Consider the following 15,995-nt stretch of genomic DNA (forward strand, 5'->3'; position numbering starts at 1 on the left):
GCCCGGCCGCTCCTGGTCCCGCGGGTGTCAGCTCGCCGGCACCACGTCGACGTCGTCCGCGCTCACGAACGCCATCCGGTGGTTGTAGACGATCTCGTAGACCTTCGTCTTGCCGATGAAGTCGTGCTGGTCGTACGGCGCGGAGCCGTCGTAGTAGATCGCGAAGTACGAGTCCGTGTTCTCCGCCGGACCCGACGCGACATAGGACTGGTCGGCCGCGATCGCGTACTTCTTCGCCGGGGTCTGCGGGCGCGGCGCGGTGCCGCCCTCGAAGGCCACGAAGTCCGCCGGGTAGACCGACGACTCGGGGTAGGCCGTGGTGTAGACCGGGATCGTGGTCCGGCCGGCCTTGGGCACGATCCGCTCGGCCTTCACCGGCACGGTCGTCGGGTGCTGCGCGGAGTCCTGCAGCCAGGCCTCCTGCCCGCCGTACCAGATCGCGGTCCAGCCGGGCTTGCGGTCCGCCACGACGTACTGCTCACCGCTCGGCGCCTTGTCGCCCCAGTCGTTCATCGCGTTGGTACCGGCGGTCCCGGTGGGGTGCAGGTACGGGTCGGAGAGCAGGGGCGAGCCGGTGCTCGGCTGGGTGTACAGCGGCACGAAGCTGGACGGCGCGTCGGTGGAGGTCACCGGGCAGTCGAAGCTGCGGTACGGGCCGGGGAACTGCTTGTAGCCCTGCACGTCGTCGCAGTACGTGGTGGTCTGCTTGTTGTTCTGGTAGCCGGGCTTGATCGCGACGATGTCGCTGCCCTTCTTCGCGGTGGCCTGGATCGGCGCGCCGAGCAGGTCGAAGAAGTGCTCCCAGTCCCAGCCCGGTCCCGGGTCCCAGTGCTGGGTGGCGATCCCGCTCTCGGAGCTGCCGGGGATGTTGTCGTGGCCGAGGATGTGCGCGCGGTCCAGCGGGATGTCGTACTTCGCCGCGAGGTACTTCACCAGCGAGGCGGTCGAGCGGTACAGGTCCTCGCTGAACCAGGCGGCGCCGTGGGTGGCCCACGCCTCCTGCTCGATGCCGATGGAGTGCTGGTAGAAGGAGCGGTTGGCGCTGTCCCAGGCGATGTCCTTGTCCGGCGTCATCTGGGTGATCAGGCCGTCGGAGGAGCGCACCACGTAGTTCGCGCCGGCCGCGTAGGTCGGGTCGCGGAACAGGTCCAGGGTGCCGTCATAGGTCTCGTCGGTGGTGTGCAGCGTGATGTAGCGGATGTCCAGGCCGCCGTTGGGCCGGTCGGCCAGGTCGTGGCTGCCGTAGTCGGCGAGGTCGTTCGGGTCGAGCAGCGTGTACGCGCCCGGAATGTAGTTGCACTTCGCGGACTTGGGGCACTCGGGCTTCTGGTCGCTCTCCGGCGGAGTGACGTCCTTCAGGCCCAGCTTGCGCACGTCGTTCCGGTTCGGGTGCAGGCCCGGCACCGGGGCCAGCGTGACCTGCTGGCCGTCGTCGGTGGTGCGGGTCTCGCCGGTGCGCATCGCGCTCCACACGCCGTCGGCGAAGGCCTGCGCGACCTTGTCCTCGGTGGACTGCCCGTAGCGCGCCGCCGCGGCGTACCAACCGTCCACGGTCCCGGGCAGTTTGCCGTGGCCGTAGCTCTTGGCGTACGACGCGAGCAGCGCGGCGCCGCCGCGGATGTTCTGCGCCTCGTCGCTCTGCACGGTCGCGGTGTCGGTACCGAGCAGGGCGGCCGCCGCGGCCGCGGTGTGCTCGGCCGGCGCCGTCAACAGGTCGGCGTAGCGCGGGGACTGCGTGGTCAGGCCGTCCGCGTCGAGTTCCTTGGTGGTGAGGTCGGTGAGGTTCATCGGGCCGTAGCCCGCCTCGGCGTTCTCCTGCCCGGCGTGGTCCTCCCACCGGGTCTCGTAGTACGACACGGCTTCGAGCACGGGCGCGGGAACGCCGAACTCGGCCGCGGCCGCGGTGAATTCGGCCTGCCGCGCGGACTGCGGGTCGTCCGCCTGGGCGGCGGTGGTGGTGACCGCGGTCACCGACAGGCCGGCCAGCAGCGAGAGCGCCGCGACCAGCGTGGCCGCTCTGCGCCGTCGGGGGTGGCTGAGGGGGTGGTGCATCCAGGCTCCTCGCGTTCCGGATGGGGGTCCATGGAGAGAACTGCTGGGCCGCAGCCTGGCGAGGTCGGCTGGCAGTAAGCAACCTCCCCGACGTAAATCTTGAAAGTTTTCTTCAGAGAGCGCGGGACGGGTCGGTGCGAGTCGGGTGATTCGGGGCCGATCGACCCCCCGTCGCGGGGCTGGCGTTGACGCGTACGTCAACGTCTACGGTCGAACGCATGCGCATCGGTGAACTCGCGGACCGGGCGGGCACCACGACCCGTGCCCTCCGCTACTACGAATCCCTCGGGCTGCTGCCGCCGGCGGGGCGGACCGCCAACGGCTACCGCTCCTACGGCGACGAGCACGTACGGCTGCTGGAACAGATCCGTACCCTCCAGGACTTCGGGTTCGGCCTGGAGGAGACCCGGCCCTTCGTCGAGTGCCTGCGGGCCGGTCACAGCGCCGGGGACACCTGTGCGGACTCGCTCGCGGTCTACCGGCGCAAGCTCGCCGAGCTGGACGCGTGCGTGGACCGGCTGCGGTCCGTGCGCGAGCAGGTCGCCGCGCAGCTCGCCCGGGCGGAGCTGGCCGCGGCGGCCGCCGGGGAACCGATGTGCGAGCTGGCCCCACCGACCGAGAGGACCACCACGCCATGACCACCACCACGCACCACACCGCCGGCGGCGCCGGCACCGGAACCACCGCGCACCCGCATCCGGGCGTGCCGGTCGTCACCGACGCCACCTTCGCGGCCGACGTGCTCGCCGGCGACCTGCCGGTCCTGGTCGACTTCACCGCGTCCTGGTGCCCGCCGTGCCGGATGATCGCGCCGGTGCTCGCGGAGATCGCCGCCGAGGAGGCGGGCCGGCTGCGGGTCGTCCAGCTCGACGTGGACGCCAACCCGGCCACCCAGGCCGCCTACGGGGTGCTGTCCATGCCCACGCTGCTGCTCTTCCGGGCCGGTGAACCGGTGAAGGTGCTGGTCGGCGCCCGGCCGAAGCGGCGGCTGATGCAGGAGCTCGCCGACGTGCTCTGAGGGCACCGAGAACGACGACGGTCCCGTCTGCGGAACGCCCTCACGGTGATGTGAGGAACGTCACACGGACGGGACCGTCAGTCGTCGACCGGCGATACGGCAGGAGGGTCAGGCCTGCTTGGTCTCCCAGAAGATCTTGTCGATCTGGGCGATCAGGTCGAGCGCCTTCTGGCCGGTCGCGGGGTCGTTGGACGCCTTGGCGGCGCTGAGCGCCTTCAGGGTGTCGTTGACGAGCTGGTGAAGCTGCGGGTACTTCTCGAAGTGCGGGGCCTTGAAGTAGTCGCTCCACAGCACCGAGACGTGGTGCTTGGCGAGCTCCGCGCGCTGCTCCTTGATCAGGACCGCGCGGGTGCGGAAGTCCGCGTCCTCATTGGCCTGGTACTTCTCCTGCACTGCCTTCACCGACTCGGCCTCGATGCGAGCCTGGGCCGGGTCGTACACGCCACAGGGCAGGTCGCAGTGGGCGCTTACCTTCACCTTGGGCGCGAACAGGCGAGTGAACATGGCCGTCCTTCCTCGTGATCGTCTTTCAGGTGCGACATTACTCCCTGGAGTAGTCGTTTTCCCGGCTGCCCCAGGTGGCTTAGGGCAAAAGTCTGGTGCCACCCTGGGAGGAGAAACGAACCAGGAGGCGGAGGATGCGGGAGCAGGGGGCCAGGCTGTCATGGCAGCTGGTCGAGGTCACCGGTCCGTCGATGGCACCGACACTGCTGCACGGCGACTGGCTGCTGATCCAGAAGGTCAGCAGCGGCGCCGAGCAGGTACGTGAGGGGGACGTGGTGGTGCTGCGGCATCCACTGCAACAGGACCTGCTGATCGTCAAGAGAGCGGTCGAACGCCGGGAGAGCGGCTGGTGGGTGATGGGGGACAACGCCTTCGTCGCCAACGACAGCCGGGAGTTCGGCACCGTGCCGCACGAGCTGGTGCTGGCCCGGGCCAGGGGCCGGTTCCGGCCGCCGGGTGAGCTTCAGCGCTCGGTGGCCGGCGTCGCGTCCTGGGCCGCGTCCTGCGTGCGCCCGCTGCGGGCGGACCGGTCGTTCTCCAGGCGCTTGCGGGCGCGGTAGGCCGCCACGTTCGCGCGGGTGGCACAGCGGTCGGAACAGTAACGGCGCGAACGGTTTGTCGATGTATCCACATATGCGTTGCGGCACGGGGCCGCTTCGCAGATGCCCAGGCGGTCCACGCCCAGTGAGGTGGCCTGGACCGCCAGACCCATGCACGCGCTCGCGGAGAACGCGGCCGCCGCGTTCACCGCGTGGTCGGCCAGGTGCATGTGCCAGTCGGGCCGCCCGGTCTCCTCGTTGACCACGGTGTGCCCGGAGATCTGCGGGCTGACCGGGAACTCCAGCATCAGCTGGTTGAGCAGGTCGACCGCGCGGACCTCGTCCTGCTCGTCGGCCGCCTCGAAGATCCCGCGCAGCCGGACGCGGACGGCGCGCAGTCGTGGCACGTCGGCGTCGACCACGCGCGCGGCGAGCTGCGTGCTGCCGCCGAACAACTCCCGTACGGCGTCCGCCGAGGTCAGCGTGTCGGTGCCGCGCGCCGGCTCCTCGGTGTTGACCAGGCGCACGGCGTAGTCCGAGTAATAAGCCAGTTCCACTTGTGGTCCTTACTGCTCGCGGTCTACTATCGGTAATAGCCGAAGTGGCTACCAGGGTATTACATCGAGGAGTGGTTCGGAGTGTCCGTCACATCGGGTGACACGCGGAGCGGCCGGTTCGGCACGGACTGGGCCGCCTGGCAGCGCAGCTGGGATCGCCAGCAGGAGTGGTACCTGCCCGACCGGGAGGAACGCTTTCGGGTGATGCTGGACATGGTCGAGGCGACGGTCGGAGACGCGCCCAGGGTGCTGGACCTCGCCTGCGGTACCGGAAGTATCACGGACCGGCTGCTGCGGAGGTTCCCGCAGGCGCGCAGCACCGGGGTCGACCTGGACCCGGCACTGCTCACCATCGCGCGGGGGTCCTTCGCGCAGGAGGACCGGACGTCCTTCGTCACCGCCGACCTCAAGGACCCGCACTGGCCCGACCACCTCCCGTACGACGCGTACGACGCCGTGCTCACCGCGACCGCGCTGCACTGGCTGCACAGCGACGAACTCGCCGTCCTCTACGGACAGCTGGCCGGGCTGCTCCGCGCCGGCGGGGTCTTCCTCAACGCCGACCGCATGCCCGACCCCGGGACGCCGCTCATCGACGCGGCGGAGTCGGCGCAGCGGCACGCCCGCATGGATCGCGCCAAGGCCGAGGGCGGCGCCCTCGACTGGCGCGAGTGGTGGGACGTCGCCGCCGCGGACCCGGTGCTGGCCGAGCCCACGGCGGAGCGGTTCCGCATCTACGGGGAGCACGCGGACGGGGACACCCCGTCCGCCGCCTGGCACGCCGAGACGCTGCGGGCGGCGGGCTTCCGCGAGGCCCGCACGGTGTGGGCGTCGCCGTCCGACGCGATGGTCCTCGCGTTGCGTTGAGGGCCCCCCGGGGTGGGCGGTTCTGTGGGTTTCGGGACCACCTGCCGTGGGTGGCCTGTCGCGCAGTTCTCCCCCGGCCTGGCGGCTGGGTGGTGCCCCCACGCGCCCCTGGGTATGTGCGGCTCCCTCCGCGAATAGAGGGCAACCACCAAGGGGCGCGGGGAACTGCGCGGCGAGCCCCCACCGGCAGGTGGTCCCTCAACCGGCGGAGAGGGGCACCCTGGAGGGTCAGGGCACCCCTCTCACAGCACCTTGGAGAGGAACGCCTTCGTACGTTCGTGCTGCGGGCGCGAGAGGACGTCGCGGGGGTGGCCTGACTCGACCACCTGGCCGTCGTCCATGAAGACCAGCGCATCGCCGACCTCGCGGGCGAACCCCATCTCGTGGGTGACCACGATCATCGTCATGCCGTCCTCGGCGAGACTCCGCATCACGTCGAGGACGTCGCCGACGAGTTCGGGGTCGAGTGCCGAGGTCGGCTCGTCGAAGAGCATCAACTTGGGCTCCATGGCCAGCGCGCGGGCGATCGCCACCCGCTGCTGCTGCCCGCCGGACAGCTGCGACGGGAAGCTGGCCGCCTTGTCGGCGAGCCCGACCCGGTCCAGCAGGCGCTGGGCCCGCTCCCGGGCCACCGCCTTGCTCTCCCGGCGGACCTGCACCGGGCCCTCCATGACGTTCTCGATCGCGGTGAGGTGCGGGAAGAGGTTGAAGCGCTGGAAGACCATCCCGATGTCGCGCCGCTTGGCGGCCACCTCGCGGGGGCGCAGCTCGTGGAGCCTGCCGCCGTGCTCCCGGTAGCCGATCAACTCGCCGTCGACCCACAGCCGTCCGGCGCTGATCTGCTCCAGGTGGTTGACGCACCGCAGGAAGGTGGACTTGCCGGAGCCGGACGGCCCGATCAGGCAGAACACCTCGCGGGGCGCCACCTCCAGGTCGATGCCCTTGAGGATGTGCGCGGCCCCGAAGGACTTGTGCACCGCCTCGGCCCGCACCATCGGCTCGGCGCCGGACTTCACCAGCTTGGCGCCGTTGCTGCTCGTGCTCATCTCAGGCCACCTTCGGTCGGCGCACGGTGGACAGGTTGTCCCGGACGCGCTGCCAGGGGGTCTTGGGCAGCGAGCGCTGCGAACCGCGCGCGTACCGGCGTTCCATGTAGAACTGGCCGACGCTGAAGACGCTGGTCAGCACCAGGTACCAGACCGAGGCGACGAAGTAGAGCTCCATGACCGCGGTGGTGTCGTTGCCGATGTTCGAGGTCGCCCGCAGCAGTTCGGTGTACTGCACCACCGAGACCAGCGACGAGGTCTTGAGCATGTTGATGAACTCGTTGCCGGTCGGCGGGATGATCACGCGCATCGCCTGCGGCAGCACGATCCGGCGCATGGTCTGTGCGCCGGTCATGCCCAGTGCCTGCGACGCCTCGGACTGGCCCTCGTCGACCGACTGGATGCCGGCCCGGACGATCTCGGCCATGTACGCGCCCTCGTTGAGGCCGAGGCCCAGCAGGGCGGCCACGAACGGGGTCATCACGGCGGTCGTGTCGTTCTTGTACAGCGGCATCAGGTTGATCGTGTGGAAGATCAACGCGAGGTTGAACCACATCAGCAGCTGCACGTACACCGGGGTGCCGCGGAAGAACCAGATGTACAGCCACGCCACCGCCCCGGTGACCGGGTTCTTCGACAGCCGCATGACCGCGAAGAGCACGCCCAGCACCAGGCCCATGGCCATCGAGCAGACCGAGATGAGGATGGTGTGCCACACGCCCTGCAGCACCGTGTGGTCGAACAGCCGGTCGCCGACCGTGCCCCACAGGATGTCGCCCTGCGAGAAGGCGTAGGCGAGCCAGCCGAGCAGGGCGAGCACGACCACCGCGGCCACCCAGCGCCCGTAGTGGCGCACTGGGATGGCACGGATGGCCTCGTAGGGGAGGACCTGCTGCGGGCTGTCGGACGAAGGGGTGTCGGCCGGCTCCCGGCCGGCCTCGACGCATGTCATGTCAGGAGCCGCCGTTGATCGCGGCCGTCTTGATGGCGCCGCTGGCGGCGTTCCACTTCGCGAGCACCTGGGCGTAGGTGCCGTCCGCGATGATCGCGTTCATCGCCTGCTGGATGACGTCCCGCAGCTGGCTGTTGCTCTTGTCCAGCGCGATGCCGAAGGGACCGGCGTCGGCCGGGGAGCCGGCCACCTCGAAGTCGTTGCCGTTGCCGGACTTCTGTGCGATGTACGCGGCCACCGGGGTGTCGTTGAGGTCCGCGACCGCGCCGCCGGCCTTGACCCGGGTCTGCGCCTCGGCGTCGGTGTCGAACGACTGGATCGTCAGGCCCTTGGAACCGCAGGCGGTCTTCTGCTTCTTGAAGGCGTCCTCGTAGATGGTGCCGCGCTGCACGGCGACGCTCTTGCCGCACAGATCGGCCAACGAGGTGACCTTCTTCGGGTTGCCCTTCTGCACCAGCAGCGAGGATCCGGACATGTAGTAGTCGACGAAGTCGACGCCCTTGCCGGTCTTCTTGCCCTTGTCGTCCAGTCCCTGCTGGCGGTCCTTGGTGTCGCTCATAGCGGACATCACGATGTCGTCGCGGCCGGTGTAGAGCGAGGTGATCAGGCCGTCGAACTGGCCGTTGGAGAACTCCAGCTTCACGCCGAGCTGCTTGGACAGGGCCGCGCCGAGGTCCGGGTCTATGCCGATGATCTTGCCGTTGGAGGTCTGCTCCATCGGGGCGTACGACGCGTCGGTGCCGACCTTGATCACGCCGGCGTCCTGGAACTTCTTCGGCAGCTTGGCGAAGAGCGGGGCCGCGGAGGTGCTGGTCGACGGGCTGCTGCCGGACGAACTGGCCGAGGAACCGCCGGAGTCGTCCTTCTTGGTCTGGTCGCCGCACCCGGTGAGCACCAGGGCGCCGGCGACCGCGAGGGCGGCGACCGCGGTGAGGCGAGTGAGGGGGGTCGAACACCGGGGGGTGCCTGCGGTCATCGCTGTGTCCTCCAACGAAACGAGGGGGGTGCCAGTAGCCGGTCCAGGGAGGTCGGGGGCACACATCTTCGAGTACCGCCACCCTGTGTGATCTGTGCATCTTGCCATCCGGACAGGGCCAGTCAGGGTCCCCGTTGTGTCAAAATCGGATAACGGGCGATCCCCGGGCTGCCATCGGGCCGGCACACCAAGGCCGGACCGCGATGGAGCCGTGCCGATCGATCGGTGCTCGTCATCGGAAACCGACTTCCGGTAGAACGGGACCTTCACCCCTCATCCGGGGCCAACGGCGTGCGTGCGGCGCGCCTGGCGCCGCCGTGCCACCCGGCTCACTCGTATCCGGTGGCCTCGGCGCCGAGCCCACCTCTCCCCGCATCGGGGCGAGTACCCACCCTCACCTTCTCGACCTAGGGGTCACAGTGGCAGCGGAGATCGTCAATTCCCCCAACCTCGCGGATGCGGACGCATCGGACGAGGAGTTCCCGATCGACCCGGTGTTCGCCCTGCACCGCGGCGGCAAGATGGCGATCGTCGGAACCGTTCCGGTGCGTGACGCCGACGACCTGTCGCTCGCGTACACGCCCGGCGTCGCCGAGGTCTGCACCGCGATCGCCGAACAGCCGGAACTGGTGCACGACTACACCTGGAAGTCCCAGGTGGTCGCGGTGGTCACCGACGGCACCGCGGTGCTCGGGCTCGGCGACATCGGGCCGGAGGCGTCGCTGCCGGTGATGGAGGGCAAGGCGATCCTCTTCAAGCAGTTCGGCGGGGTGGACGCGGTGCCGATCGCGCTGGCCTGCACCGGAGTCGACGAGATCGTGGAGACCGTGGTGCGGCTCGCGCCGTCCTTCGGCGGGATCAACCTGGAGGACATCTCCGCGCCGCGCTGCTTCGAGATCGAGCGGCGGCTCAAGGACGCGCTGGACATCCCCGTCTTCCACGACGACCAGCACGGCACCGCGGTCGTCACTCTCGCGGCGCTGCGCAACGCGGCCACCCTCACCGGCCGTTCGCTCGGCGAGTTGCGGGCGGTGATCTCCGGCGCCGGCGCGGCCGGGGTGGCCATCGCGAAGATCCTGCTGGAGGCGGGGATCGGCGATGTCGCGGTCACCGACCGCAAGGGCGTGGTGCACGCCGGCCGGGACGACCTCAACCCCGTGAAGCGCGACCTGGCTTCGTATACGAACAAGGCGGGGCTGACCGGCACGCTGGACGAGGCGCTGGCGGGCGCGGACGTCTTCATCGGCGTCTCGGGGGGCACCGTCGCGGAGGACGCGGTCGCGAGCATGGCCGAGGGCTGCTTCGTCTTCGCCATGGCCAACCCCACGCCCGAGGTGCACCCGGACGTGGCGCGGAAGTACGCGGCGGTGGTCGCCACCGGGCGCAGCGACTTCCCCAACCAGATCAACAACGTGCTCGCCTTCCCCGGCATCTTCTCGGGCGCCCTCCAGGTGCGCGCGACGGCGATCACCGAGGCGATGAAGCTCGCGGCGGCCGAGGCGCTGGCCGCGGTGGTCGCGGACGAGCTCTCCGCGGAGTGCGTGATCCCGTCCCCCTTCGACCCCCGGGTGGCCCCGGCGGTCAGCGCCGCGGTCGCGGCGGCGGCCCGCGCGGAGGGCGTCGCGAAGCGCTGACGGCCGCGAGCCGAGCCCGGCGGGAGAGCCGAGCCGCGTCCTGGTCCGGCGGGAGAGCCGCGCCCCGGTCCGTCCGGCGGGAGCCGGGAGCCCCGCGGTGCTCCCCTCCCGCCCGGGCCGTGGCGAGCGACTGGCCCGGGCGGGCCGGATGCGGTGCGCGGTCCGTGTCACACCGGCGGGTGGTTCCGTACCGGCGGGTAGGGGGCCTAGGGTCGGGGCCATGTTTGCCGTGTATGCCGGGCGTATTGATGCGGAGCAGCCGCTGCGGGGGCTGGAGTCGGGGGAGCGGCCGGAGCCGGAGGTGCGGCCCGGGTGGAGCAGGGTGACGGTGCGGGCGGCCTCGCTCAACCACCATGACCTGTGGTCGCTGCGGGGCGTCGGCCTGGGCGAGGAGAGCCTGCCGATGATCCTCGGCTGCGACGCCGCCGGAGTGGACGAGGACGGCAACGAGGTCGTCCTGCACTCGGTGATCGGCCAGAGCGGCCACGGCGTCGGCCCGCGGGAGCGCCGCTCGATCCTCACCGAGAAGTACCAGGGCACCTTCGCCGAGCAGGTCACCGTGCCGACCTGGAACGTCCTGCCGAAGCCTCCGGAGCTGTCCTTCGAGGAGGCGGCCTGCCTGCCCACCGCATGGCTGACCGCCTACCGGATGCTCTTCACCAACGCGGGGGTCCGGCCGGGTGACGCCGTGCTCGTGCAGGGCGCCGGCGGAGGCGTCGCCACCGCGGCGATCGTGCTGGCGAAGGCGGCGGGCCTGCGGGTCTACGCCACCAGCCGCAGCGCCGCCAAGCGCAGCAGGGCCGAGCAGTTGGGCGCCCACGGGGTGTACGAACCCGGTGCGCGGCTGCCGGAGCGGGTGGACGCCGTGATCGAGACCGTCGGCGCGGCCACCTGGTCGCACTCGGTGAAGTCGCTGCGCCCCGGGGGCACCCTGGTGATCTCCGGCGCCACCAGCGGCCCCAACCCGTCCTCGGCGGAGCTCAACCGGATCTTCTTCCTGGAGTTGAGGGTCGTCGGGTCGACGATGGGCACCAAGGACGAGCTGGAGGATCTGCTCGGCTTCTGCGCCGTGACCGGGGTGCGGCCGGTGATCGATTCGGTGCTGCCGCTGGACCGGGCCCGGGAGGGCTTCGAACGCCTCGCGGAGGGTGAGGCGTTCGGCAAGGTGGTGCTCACGACGTAGGCCCGTGTCCGTGCAGCGCGGCGGAGATCCGGGCCGCCGCGGCGGACAGGTGGCGCCGTACCTCGCGCAGCTGGCGATCGCTGACACCGCGGTCCCTGGCGGTGTCGCGGATGTCGTCGCGGAAGCGGTCGAGCAGCCGTTCGAGGTCGCGCAACGGGTCGGCGGAGGGCGGCAGGTCGTCGTCCGGCGCCGGGTCGTGCTGCTCGGCCTTGTCCCACGGCGACGGGGCAGCGGGCGGGGTGGGCGGGGTGGGTGCCGTCGGCGGTGTGGGCGGGGTCGGAGCGGTCGGCGGGGTCGGAGGGGTGGACGCGCTCGGCGGAGCCGGGGGGCTCGGCGGGGCGGGGGGAGCCGGGAACTGGCCGAACTGGCCCAGCTCGCGAGTGAGTTCGGCCAGGCCCTCGCGGAACCCGCTCTGCCAGTCGCCGCCCTTGGTGTGCGACTGGACCTGCTCCTGGACCTGCCGGGCGATCCGCTGCATCTCGTCCCGCGCGGTGTCCATCGCGTCGCGTGCCGCGTCGCGGGCGGCCTTGGCCTGGCGGCGGGCGTCGCGCGCCTCCTCCTTGGCCCGGCGGCTCTCCTCCTTCGCCTGCTTGGTCTGCTCCTTCCACTCCCGCTGCGCCTCGCCCCAGCCGTGGGAGCCGTTCCCGGTACGGCCGGGCTTGGTACGGGCCTGCTGGGCCGCGGCGCGCACCTCGCGGCGCAGATCGCCGGCGGCGCCCCGGACGTCCTCGCGGATCTCGGCGGCCAGCGAGGAGACCGACTCGCGGATCTCGGCCTCCAGGCCGGCGATCTCGTCGGCCCGGGCAGCGAGTTCGGCCCGTCCGGCGTCGGTGAGGGCGTAGATCTTGCGGCCGCCCTCGGTGGAGTGGGTGACCAGGCCCTCCTGCTCCAGCTTGGCGAGCCGGGGGTAGACGGTGCCGGCCGAGGGCGCGTACAGCCCCTGGAAGCGCTCCTCCAGCATCCGGATCACGTCGTAGCCGTGGCGCGGGGACTCGTCGAGCAGCTTGAGCAGGTACAGGCGCAGCCGGCCGTGGGCGAAGACGGGTGCCATGTCAGATGTCCTTCCGCAGCGAGGTGGCGTCGCCGCTCGTGCCGTCCGGCCCGCCGGGGTCGGGTGCGTCCGTCCGGTCGTCCAGCGGTGGCCGGCGCAGCAGCGTCAGCGACCCGGAGACGCTGGTGGCCCGGAGGCGGGCGGTGCCGCTGCCGATGGTCCCGGTGATCCGCTTGGCGCCCCAGATGCCGGAGACCCGCAGCTCGTCGAAGGCGCAGAAGACCTTGCCGCTGGCGGTGTTGGCGTCGACCTCGGCGTCCCCGGGTTCGGGCAGCCGCAGCGCGATCTCGCCGGAGACGGTGGACAGCCGGACCTCGCCGCCGCTCGACGGGTTCAGGTCGAGCACCATGCCGCCGCTCACCGAGTCCGCCTTGATCGCTGAGCCGCTGCCGTCGACCACGGTGAGGTTGCCGGAGACCGTGCTGAACGCCAGGTCCCCGCTCAGCGACTGGGCCTCGACGCTGCCGCCGACCGTTCGCGCCTTCACCGGGCCGCGCAGGCCGACCAGGGTGGTGTCGCCGTTCACCCCCAGGACGGAGGTGGTGCCGCTGATGCCGGAGACCACCGCGGTGGCGCCGACCACGCCGACCTCGACGTCGGTCTGCTGGGGCACCGCGAGCGAGACGACCGCGCGCCGGTCCCAGCCCTTGCGGTCGAGCCACTTCATGAAGCCGTTCCACTCCATGTCGTCGTAGCCGACGCTGAGGGTGCCGCCGTCGAGCCGCACCTTCAGCGGCGGGCCGCTCAGCTCGCTGACCTCCACCCGGGCGGGGCCGCCGTCGGTGCCGACCACGTTGATCGCGCCGCTGACGATCCTGACGTTCAGGGTGTCGATCCGCTCGTCGAAGACGAACGTCTCCGGTTCCGTGACGAGCCGTTCCGACATGCCGCTCATGGTGCCCCTCCTCCGCCGCCGACCAACGCAACATATCGCGTCTTCTGAAAGACACGATATATCGCGTGCCGCTCACGTCAAGGGGTGCCCTACGCGTCGTCCTCGTCGTCCTCGTCGTCCAGCCGCGCCAGCCAGGTCGCGAGCCGCTCGACCGGCACCTCGAACTCGGGGTTGAGGTCGACGAACTCCCGCAGCCGGTCGGCCAGCCAGTCGAAGCTCACCTCCTCCTCGCCGCGCCGGTCGGCCAGCTCCTCGATACCGCGGTCGGTGAAGTACAAGATCTGCTCCGGAACAGGGGTGGGACAGGTGGTGGACGGGCAGGAAAACCGCAGGAAGGACCGGGACGGTGTGCCACCGGGGGGTGGGCTGCCGGGTTCCGCGGCCCGCGGGGCCCGCTCACCGTCAAGGATAGGCAGTGTCGGGGAAGGCACTCACGCAGGTGGGAGCGGGCGATAACCTTCCCTGACGACCCGGCCCAGTGGGGGGAATGAGCACGTGCGGACGTCGGCGACCGGCCAGCGGCCCGCGGCGGGAAGCGCCGCGGCGGCCGCAGCGCGTCCTCGTGGACGCACCCCCGCCCCCCGCGCCGCCATTCCCGCAAGGGGCGCACGGTGACGTCCGGGGGCGCATCGGAGCAGCTCGCCCAGGCGGCCGAGATCCTGGTCCCGCTCGCCGAGGAGGCCACCGTGCGCATTCACGGCGCGGAGGCAGGGAATCCTCTTCTGGGCAGCGGCTTCTTCGTCGCACCCAACTGGGTGCTCACCTGCGCCCACGTGGCGAGGGCCGAAGGGGAGGTGACACTCGTGGGCGCGCCGCGCAAGGAAGTGCGGGTCGGCTTCCGCGACGAGCTCCTCGCGGGCGTCGTCGAGTGGGCCCAGCCCTCCGGCCCCGCGGCCGCCGGCATCCCCGGCCAGGGCCAGGGCCGCGGCGCCGGCCCCGGCGGATACGGCGCCTGGCCCGGTGAGGACCGCGGCCCCGGCGCCTGGGCGGCCCCCGACCTGGCCCTGATCCGGCTGGTCGACCCGCTGGAGCACCCCTGCGTGTGGCTCACCGAGCGCACCGCGAAGGGCTACACCACCAACCCGGTCGCCTACTTCGGCTGGCTGCCGCTCGGCGGCGTCCCGATGGCGTACAACGGCCGGTGCGTGATCAGCGGCCAACTCGGCGTCGGCGGCGGCGGGTTGCTGCGACTGAGCAACGACGACGAGATGCCGCAGGGGCTGTCCGGCGGCCCGGTCGTCGACCTCGTGCGGGGCGAGGTGATCGGCGTGCTCCAGGCCCGCCGCGCCGAGCGGGACGGCGGACTCGCCGTCAGCATCCAGCAGTTACGCCAGCTGCCGGCCGGTGAGAACGCCGCGGACGACCTGTACCACCGGGTGATGACCGCCCACGACCTCTACCACGCCGACCACCACCGGTTCCTGCTCGACCGGGACTTCTACGGCTGGACCGAGGCGCACAGCGAGATCGGCGCCGCCGCCGGCCGCGCCCTGACCCCCGGTCGGCGCACCGCGCTGCTCGGCCTGCTCGCCCAACTCCCGCCGCCCGCCGGGGCCCGCGCCCTCGGCGATCTGGTCACCGAGGTGCGCGGCGGCGCCGGGCAGGGCTTCGCGGTCGCCCCCCGCGCCTGGCGCGACGGCCTCGGCCTGCTGTACGACCTGCGGCGCGGGTCCGAACTGGAGGCGGTACTGCGCTACGCGGTGCTCGCCGCCAGCGCCGAACGTGTCCAGCCCGCCCAGGAGTCCGACGAGCGGGCGGTCTGGGAGTGGGCCCAGGCCACCGCGGCCGACCAGGGCCTGAGCATGCTCTTCCGCAACTCGCTGATAGGAGAGCGGATGGCGCGGCTGCGGGCGCGCGGCGCCGACGCGCAGTCGCCCGGGCCCGGCCCGCGCACGCGCGGCGAGGCGCAGTTGGAGATCATCCCGCGCGGCTGGGAGCCGGACCGTTTCGACTGGCGGGTCACCGTCTCCCCGGAGAGCGGCGAGGTCGACTGCGTGCACGAGGACTTCCGCGGCACGTCCGTCGCCGACCTGCCCGCGCTGCTGGCCGCCCCGCTCGCCGAGGCGTTCCGCCGCTGCGACGAGCCCGGCTACGTCGCGGCCCTGCAACTGGCCGTGCCCGGCTCGCTGATGGCCTTCGCCGCCGACACCTGGCGGCTGGACCCCGACGGCAGCCGGCTCGGCGCGATCCGGCCGGTGGTGGTCCGCCGCACCGACCCGCCCCAGGACGCGGACCCGGGTGTCGCCGAGGAGCGGCTCAGCCGCTGGCACACCCTGCACCGGCGGCCCCCGTCCGCGGAGGTGCTGGACTGCGGCGACTCGCAGGAGGAGCCGCTCCCGGAGGACGCCGAACTGCGCGCCCGCCCCCGGGAGATGCTGCCGGTGCTGTGCCGCAGCGGTGCCGCCGCCCCGGAGGCGCTGCACCGGCTGCTGCGCTGCGGCTACTCGGTGGCGCTGTGGCGGCGCGAGCCGATCGAGCCCGAGCGGGTCTGCTCCGACCTGCACCGCGGCGTGCCGCGTCTGGTGCACGGCGCCCGCACCGCCGCCGGACTGCCCGCCGGTCTGGCCGCCCTCCGCGCCGCCGTGGCCGACGGCGTGCCCGAGGCGTTCTGGTCCGGCGGACTCGCCCTGCTCTACGACGACCCGACCCGGCCCCTTCCCGGAACCGACGAGCTGTTGGAGACTCCATGACGAACACCGACACCCGGGATCGACGGGGGTA

16 protein-coding genes are annotated in these 15,995 nt (G+C 71.7%); 7 read left to right on the forward strand and 9 right to left on the reverse strand.

Annotation, left to right across the window (positions count from 1 at the left end; translation table 11 throughout):
• Positions 1-27: 27 nt before the first annotated feature.
• Positions 28-2,052 (reverse strand): N-acetylmuramoyl-L-alanine amidase, encoded by a 2,025-nt coding sequence (locus C4U44_RS05405; protein ID WP_103884444.1) that lies wholly within the window; start codon positions 2,050-2,052, stop codon positions 28-30.
• A 218-nt stretch (positions 2,053-2,270) separates the two neighbouring features.
• On the opposite strand from C4U44_RS05405, the gene C4U44_RS05410 reads away from it, so the two are divergent.
• Entirely contained in the window at positions 2,271-2,690 is a 420-nt protein-coding gene (locus C4U44_RS05410; RefSeq protein WP_103884445.1) for a MerR family transcriptional regulator, read from the forward strand.
• Positions 2,687-3,070 carry a thioredoxin gene (trxA, locus tag C4U44_RS05415; protein WP_103884446.1) on the forward strand — a complete coding sequence of 128 codons (384 nt, stop codon included), beginning with the start codon at positions 2,687-2,689 and terminating at the stop codon, positions 3,068-3,070. Before C4U44_RS05410 ends, trxA begins: the two co-directional genes overlap by 4 nt.
• Before the next feature lie 108 nt (positions 3,071-3,178).
• Here trxA and sodN read toward each other — a convergent pair whose 3' ends face one another.
• Complete coding sequence (gene sodN / locus C4U44_RS05420; RefSeq protein WP_103884447.1) at positions 3,179-3,574, reverse strand: superoxide dismutase, Ni; 396 nt, start codon at positions 3,572-3,574, stop codon at positions 3,179-3,181.
• A 134-nt stretch (positions 3,575-3,708) separates the two neighbouring features.
• Between sodN and sodX the strand changes: the two genes are divergently transcribed.
• Positions 3,709-4,134: a nickel-type superoxide dismutase maturation protease gene (gene sodX, locus C4U44_RS05425; protein ID WP_103884448.1), complete on the forward strand. Its 426-nt coding sequence runs from the start codon at positions 3,709-3,711 to the stop codon at positions 4,132-4,134.
• Here the strand turns inward: sodX and C4U44_RS05430 are convergent.
• The gene (locus C4U44_RS05430) at positions 4,038-4,670 is read right to left on the reverse strand and encodes a CGNR zinc finger domain-containing protein (RefSeq protein ID WP_103884449.1); all 633 of its coding nucleotides are present in this window, start codon (positions 4,668-4,670) and stop codon (positions 4,038-4,040) included. The two genes, sodX and C4U44_RS05430, sit on opposite strands and share 97 nt — an antisense overlap.
• A gap of 81 nt (positions 4,671-4,751) precedes the next feature.
• Here C4U44_RS05430 and C4U44_RS05435 point away from each other — a divergent pair, with 81 nt between their 5' ends.
• Positions 4,752-5,537, forward strand: coding sequence for a class I SAM-dependent methyltransferase (locus tag C4U44_RS05435; protein ID WP_103884450.1), 786 nt, complete (start codon positions 4,752-4,754; stop codon positions 5,535-5,537).
• 242 nt (positions 5,538-5,779) lie between these two features.
• On the opposite strand, the gene C4U44_RS05440 is transcribed toward C4U44_RS05435, so the two are convergent.
• Genes C4U44_RS05440 through C4U44_RS05450 form a run of 3 tightly spaced genes read right to left on the reverse strand, consistent with a single transcriptional unit; the run spans position 5,780 to position 8,511 of the window.
• Positions 5,780-6,532: an amino acid ABC transporter ATP-binding protein gene (locus C4U44_RS05440; RefSeq protein ID WP_103884762.1), complete on the reverse strand. Its 753-nt coding sequence runs from the start codon at positions 6,530-6,532 to the stop codon at positions 5,780-5,782.
• Positions 6,533-6,584: 52 nt separating this feature from the next.
• The gene (locus tag C4U44_RS05445; protein WP_103884451.1) at positions 6,585-7,535 is read right to left on the reverse strand and encodes an amino acid ABC transporter permease; all 951 of its coding nucleotides are present in this window, start codon (positions 7,533-7,535) and stop codon (positions 6,585-6,587) included.
• A 1-nt stretch (position 7,536) separates the two neighbouring features.
• On the reverse strand, positions 7,537-8,511 hold the full coding sequence (locus C4U44_RS05450; RefSeq protein ID WP_103884452.1) for an ABC transporter substrate-binding protein: 975 nt from the start codon (positions 8,509-8,511) through the stop codon (positions 7,537-7,539).
• A 419-nt stretch (positions 8,512-8,930) separates the two neighbouring features.
• On the opposite strand from C4U44_RS05450, the gene C4U44_RS05455 reads away from it, so the two are divergent.
• Complete coding sequence (locus tag C4U44_RS05455; protein ID WP_103884453.1) at positions 8,931-10,145, forward strand: NAD(P)-dependent malic enzyme; 1,215 nt, start codon at positions 8,931-8,933, stop codon at positions 10,143-10,145.
• 220 nt (positions 10,146-10,365) lie between these two features.
• A complete protein-coding gene (locus C4U44_RS05460) occupies positions 10,366-11,328 on the forward strand; it encodes a zinc-binding dehydrogenase (protein WP_103884454.1) in 963 nt (320 codons plus the stop codon).
• Here the strand turns inward: C4U44_RS05460 and C4U44_RS05465 are convergent.
• The 3 genes from C4U44_RS05465 to C4U44_RS05475 all read right to left on the reverse strand — a co-directional run bounded on the left by C4U44_RS05465 (position 11,318) and on the right by C4U44_RS05475 (position 13,552).
• The gene (locus C4U44_RS05465; RefSeq protein WP_103884455.1) at positions 11,318-12,379 is read right to left on the reverse strand and encodes a PadR family transcriptional regulator; all 1,062 of its coding nucleotides are present in this window, start codon (positions 12,377-12,379) and stop codon (positions 11,318-11,320) included. The genes C4U44_RS05460 and C4U44_RS05465 overlap by 11 nt on opposite strands.
• A gap of 1 nt (position 12,380) precedes the next feature.
• On the reverse strand, positions 12,381-13,265 hold the full coding sequence (locus tag C4U44_RS05470) for a DUF4097 family beta strand repeat-containing protein (RefSeq protein WP_160144993.1): 885 nt from the start codon (positions 13,263-13,265) through the stop codon (positions 12,381-12,383).
• A 98-nt stretch (positions 13,266-13,363) separates the two neighbouring features.
• Complete coding sequence (locus C4U44_RS05475) at positions 13,364-13,552, reverse strand: DUF6104 family protein (protein WP_103884456.1); 189 nt, start codon at positions 13,550-13,552, stop codon at positions 13,364-13,366.
• Between the two features lie 333 nt (positions 13,553-13,885).
• Between C4U44_RS05475 and C4U44_RS05480 the strand changes: the two genes are divergently transcribed.
• Entirely contained in the window at positions 13,886-15,964 is a 2,079-nt protein-coding gene (locus C4U44_RS05480; protein ID WP_103884457.1) for a VMAP-C domain-containing protein, read from the forward strand.
• The last annotated feature ends 31 nt before the right edge of the window (positions 15,965-15,995 follow it).

Origin of the sequence: Actinacidiphila yanglinensis (genome assembly GCF_900107965.1) — a bacterium.
Lineage (GTDB): Bacteria > Actinomycetota > Actinomycetes > Streptomycetales > Streptomycetaceae > Actinacidiphila > Actinacidiphila yanglinensis.

Bases quoted from the DNA above. Each gene is read 5' to 3' on its own strand.
- C4U44_RS05410 (WP_103884445.1), top strand. From the start codon at position 2,271: ATGCGCATCGGTGAACTCGCGGACCGGGCGGGCACCACGACCCGTGCC.
- C4U44_RS05440 (WP_103884762.1), bottom strand. From the start codon at position 6,532: ATGGTGCGGGCCGAGGCGGTGCACAAGTCCTTCGGGGCCGCGCACATC.
- C4U44_RS05405 (WP_103884444.1), bottom strand. From the start codon at position 2,052: ATGCACCACCCCCTCAGCCACCCCCGACGGCGCAGAGCGGCCACGCTG.
- C4U44_RS05470 (WP_160144993.1), bottom strand. From the start codon at position 13,265: ATGTCGGAACGGCTCGTCACGGAACCGGAGACGTTCGTCTTCGACGAG.
- trxA (WP_103884446.1), top strand. From the start codon at position 2,687: ATGACCACCACCACGCACCACACCGCCGGCGGCGCCGGCACCGGAACC.
- C4U44_RS05445 (WP_103884451.1), bottom strand. From the start codon at position 7,535: ATGACATGCGTCGAGGCCGGCCGGGAGCCGGCCGACACCCCTTCGTCC.
- C4U44_RS05450 (WP_103884452.1), bottom strand. From the start codon at position 8,511: ATGACCGCAGGCACCCCCCGGTGTTCGACCCCCCTCACTCGCCTCACC.
- sodX (WP_103884448.1), top strand. From the start codon at position 3,709: ATGCGGGAGCAGGGGGCCAGGCTGTCATGGCAGCTGGTCGAGGTCACC.
- C4U44_RS05460 (WP_103884454.1), top strand. From the start codon at position 10,366: ATGTTTGCCGTGTATGCCGGGCGTATTGATGCGGAGCAGCCGCTGCGG.
- C4U44_RS05465 (WP_103884455.1), bottom strand. From the start codon at position 12,379: ATGGCACCCGTCTTCGCCCACGGCCGGCTGCGCCTGTACCTGCTCAAG.
- sodN (WP_103884447.1), bottom strand. From the start codon at position 3,574: ATGTTCACTCGCCTGTTCGCGCCCAAGGTGAAGGTAAGCGCCCACTGC.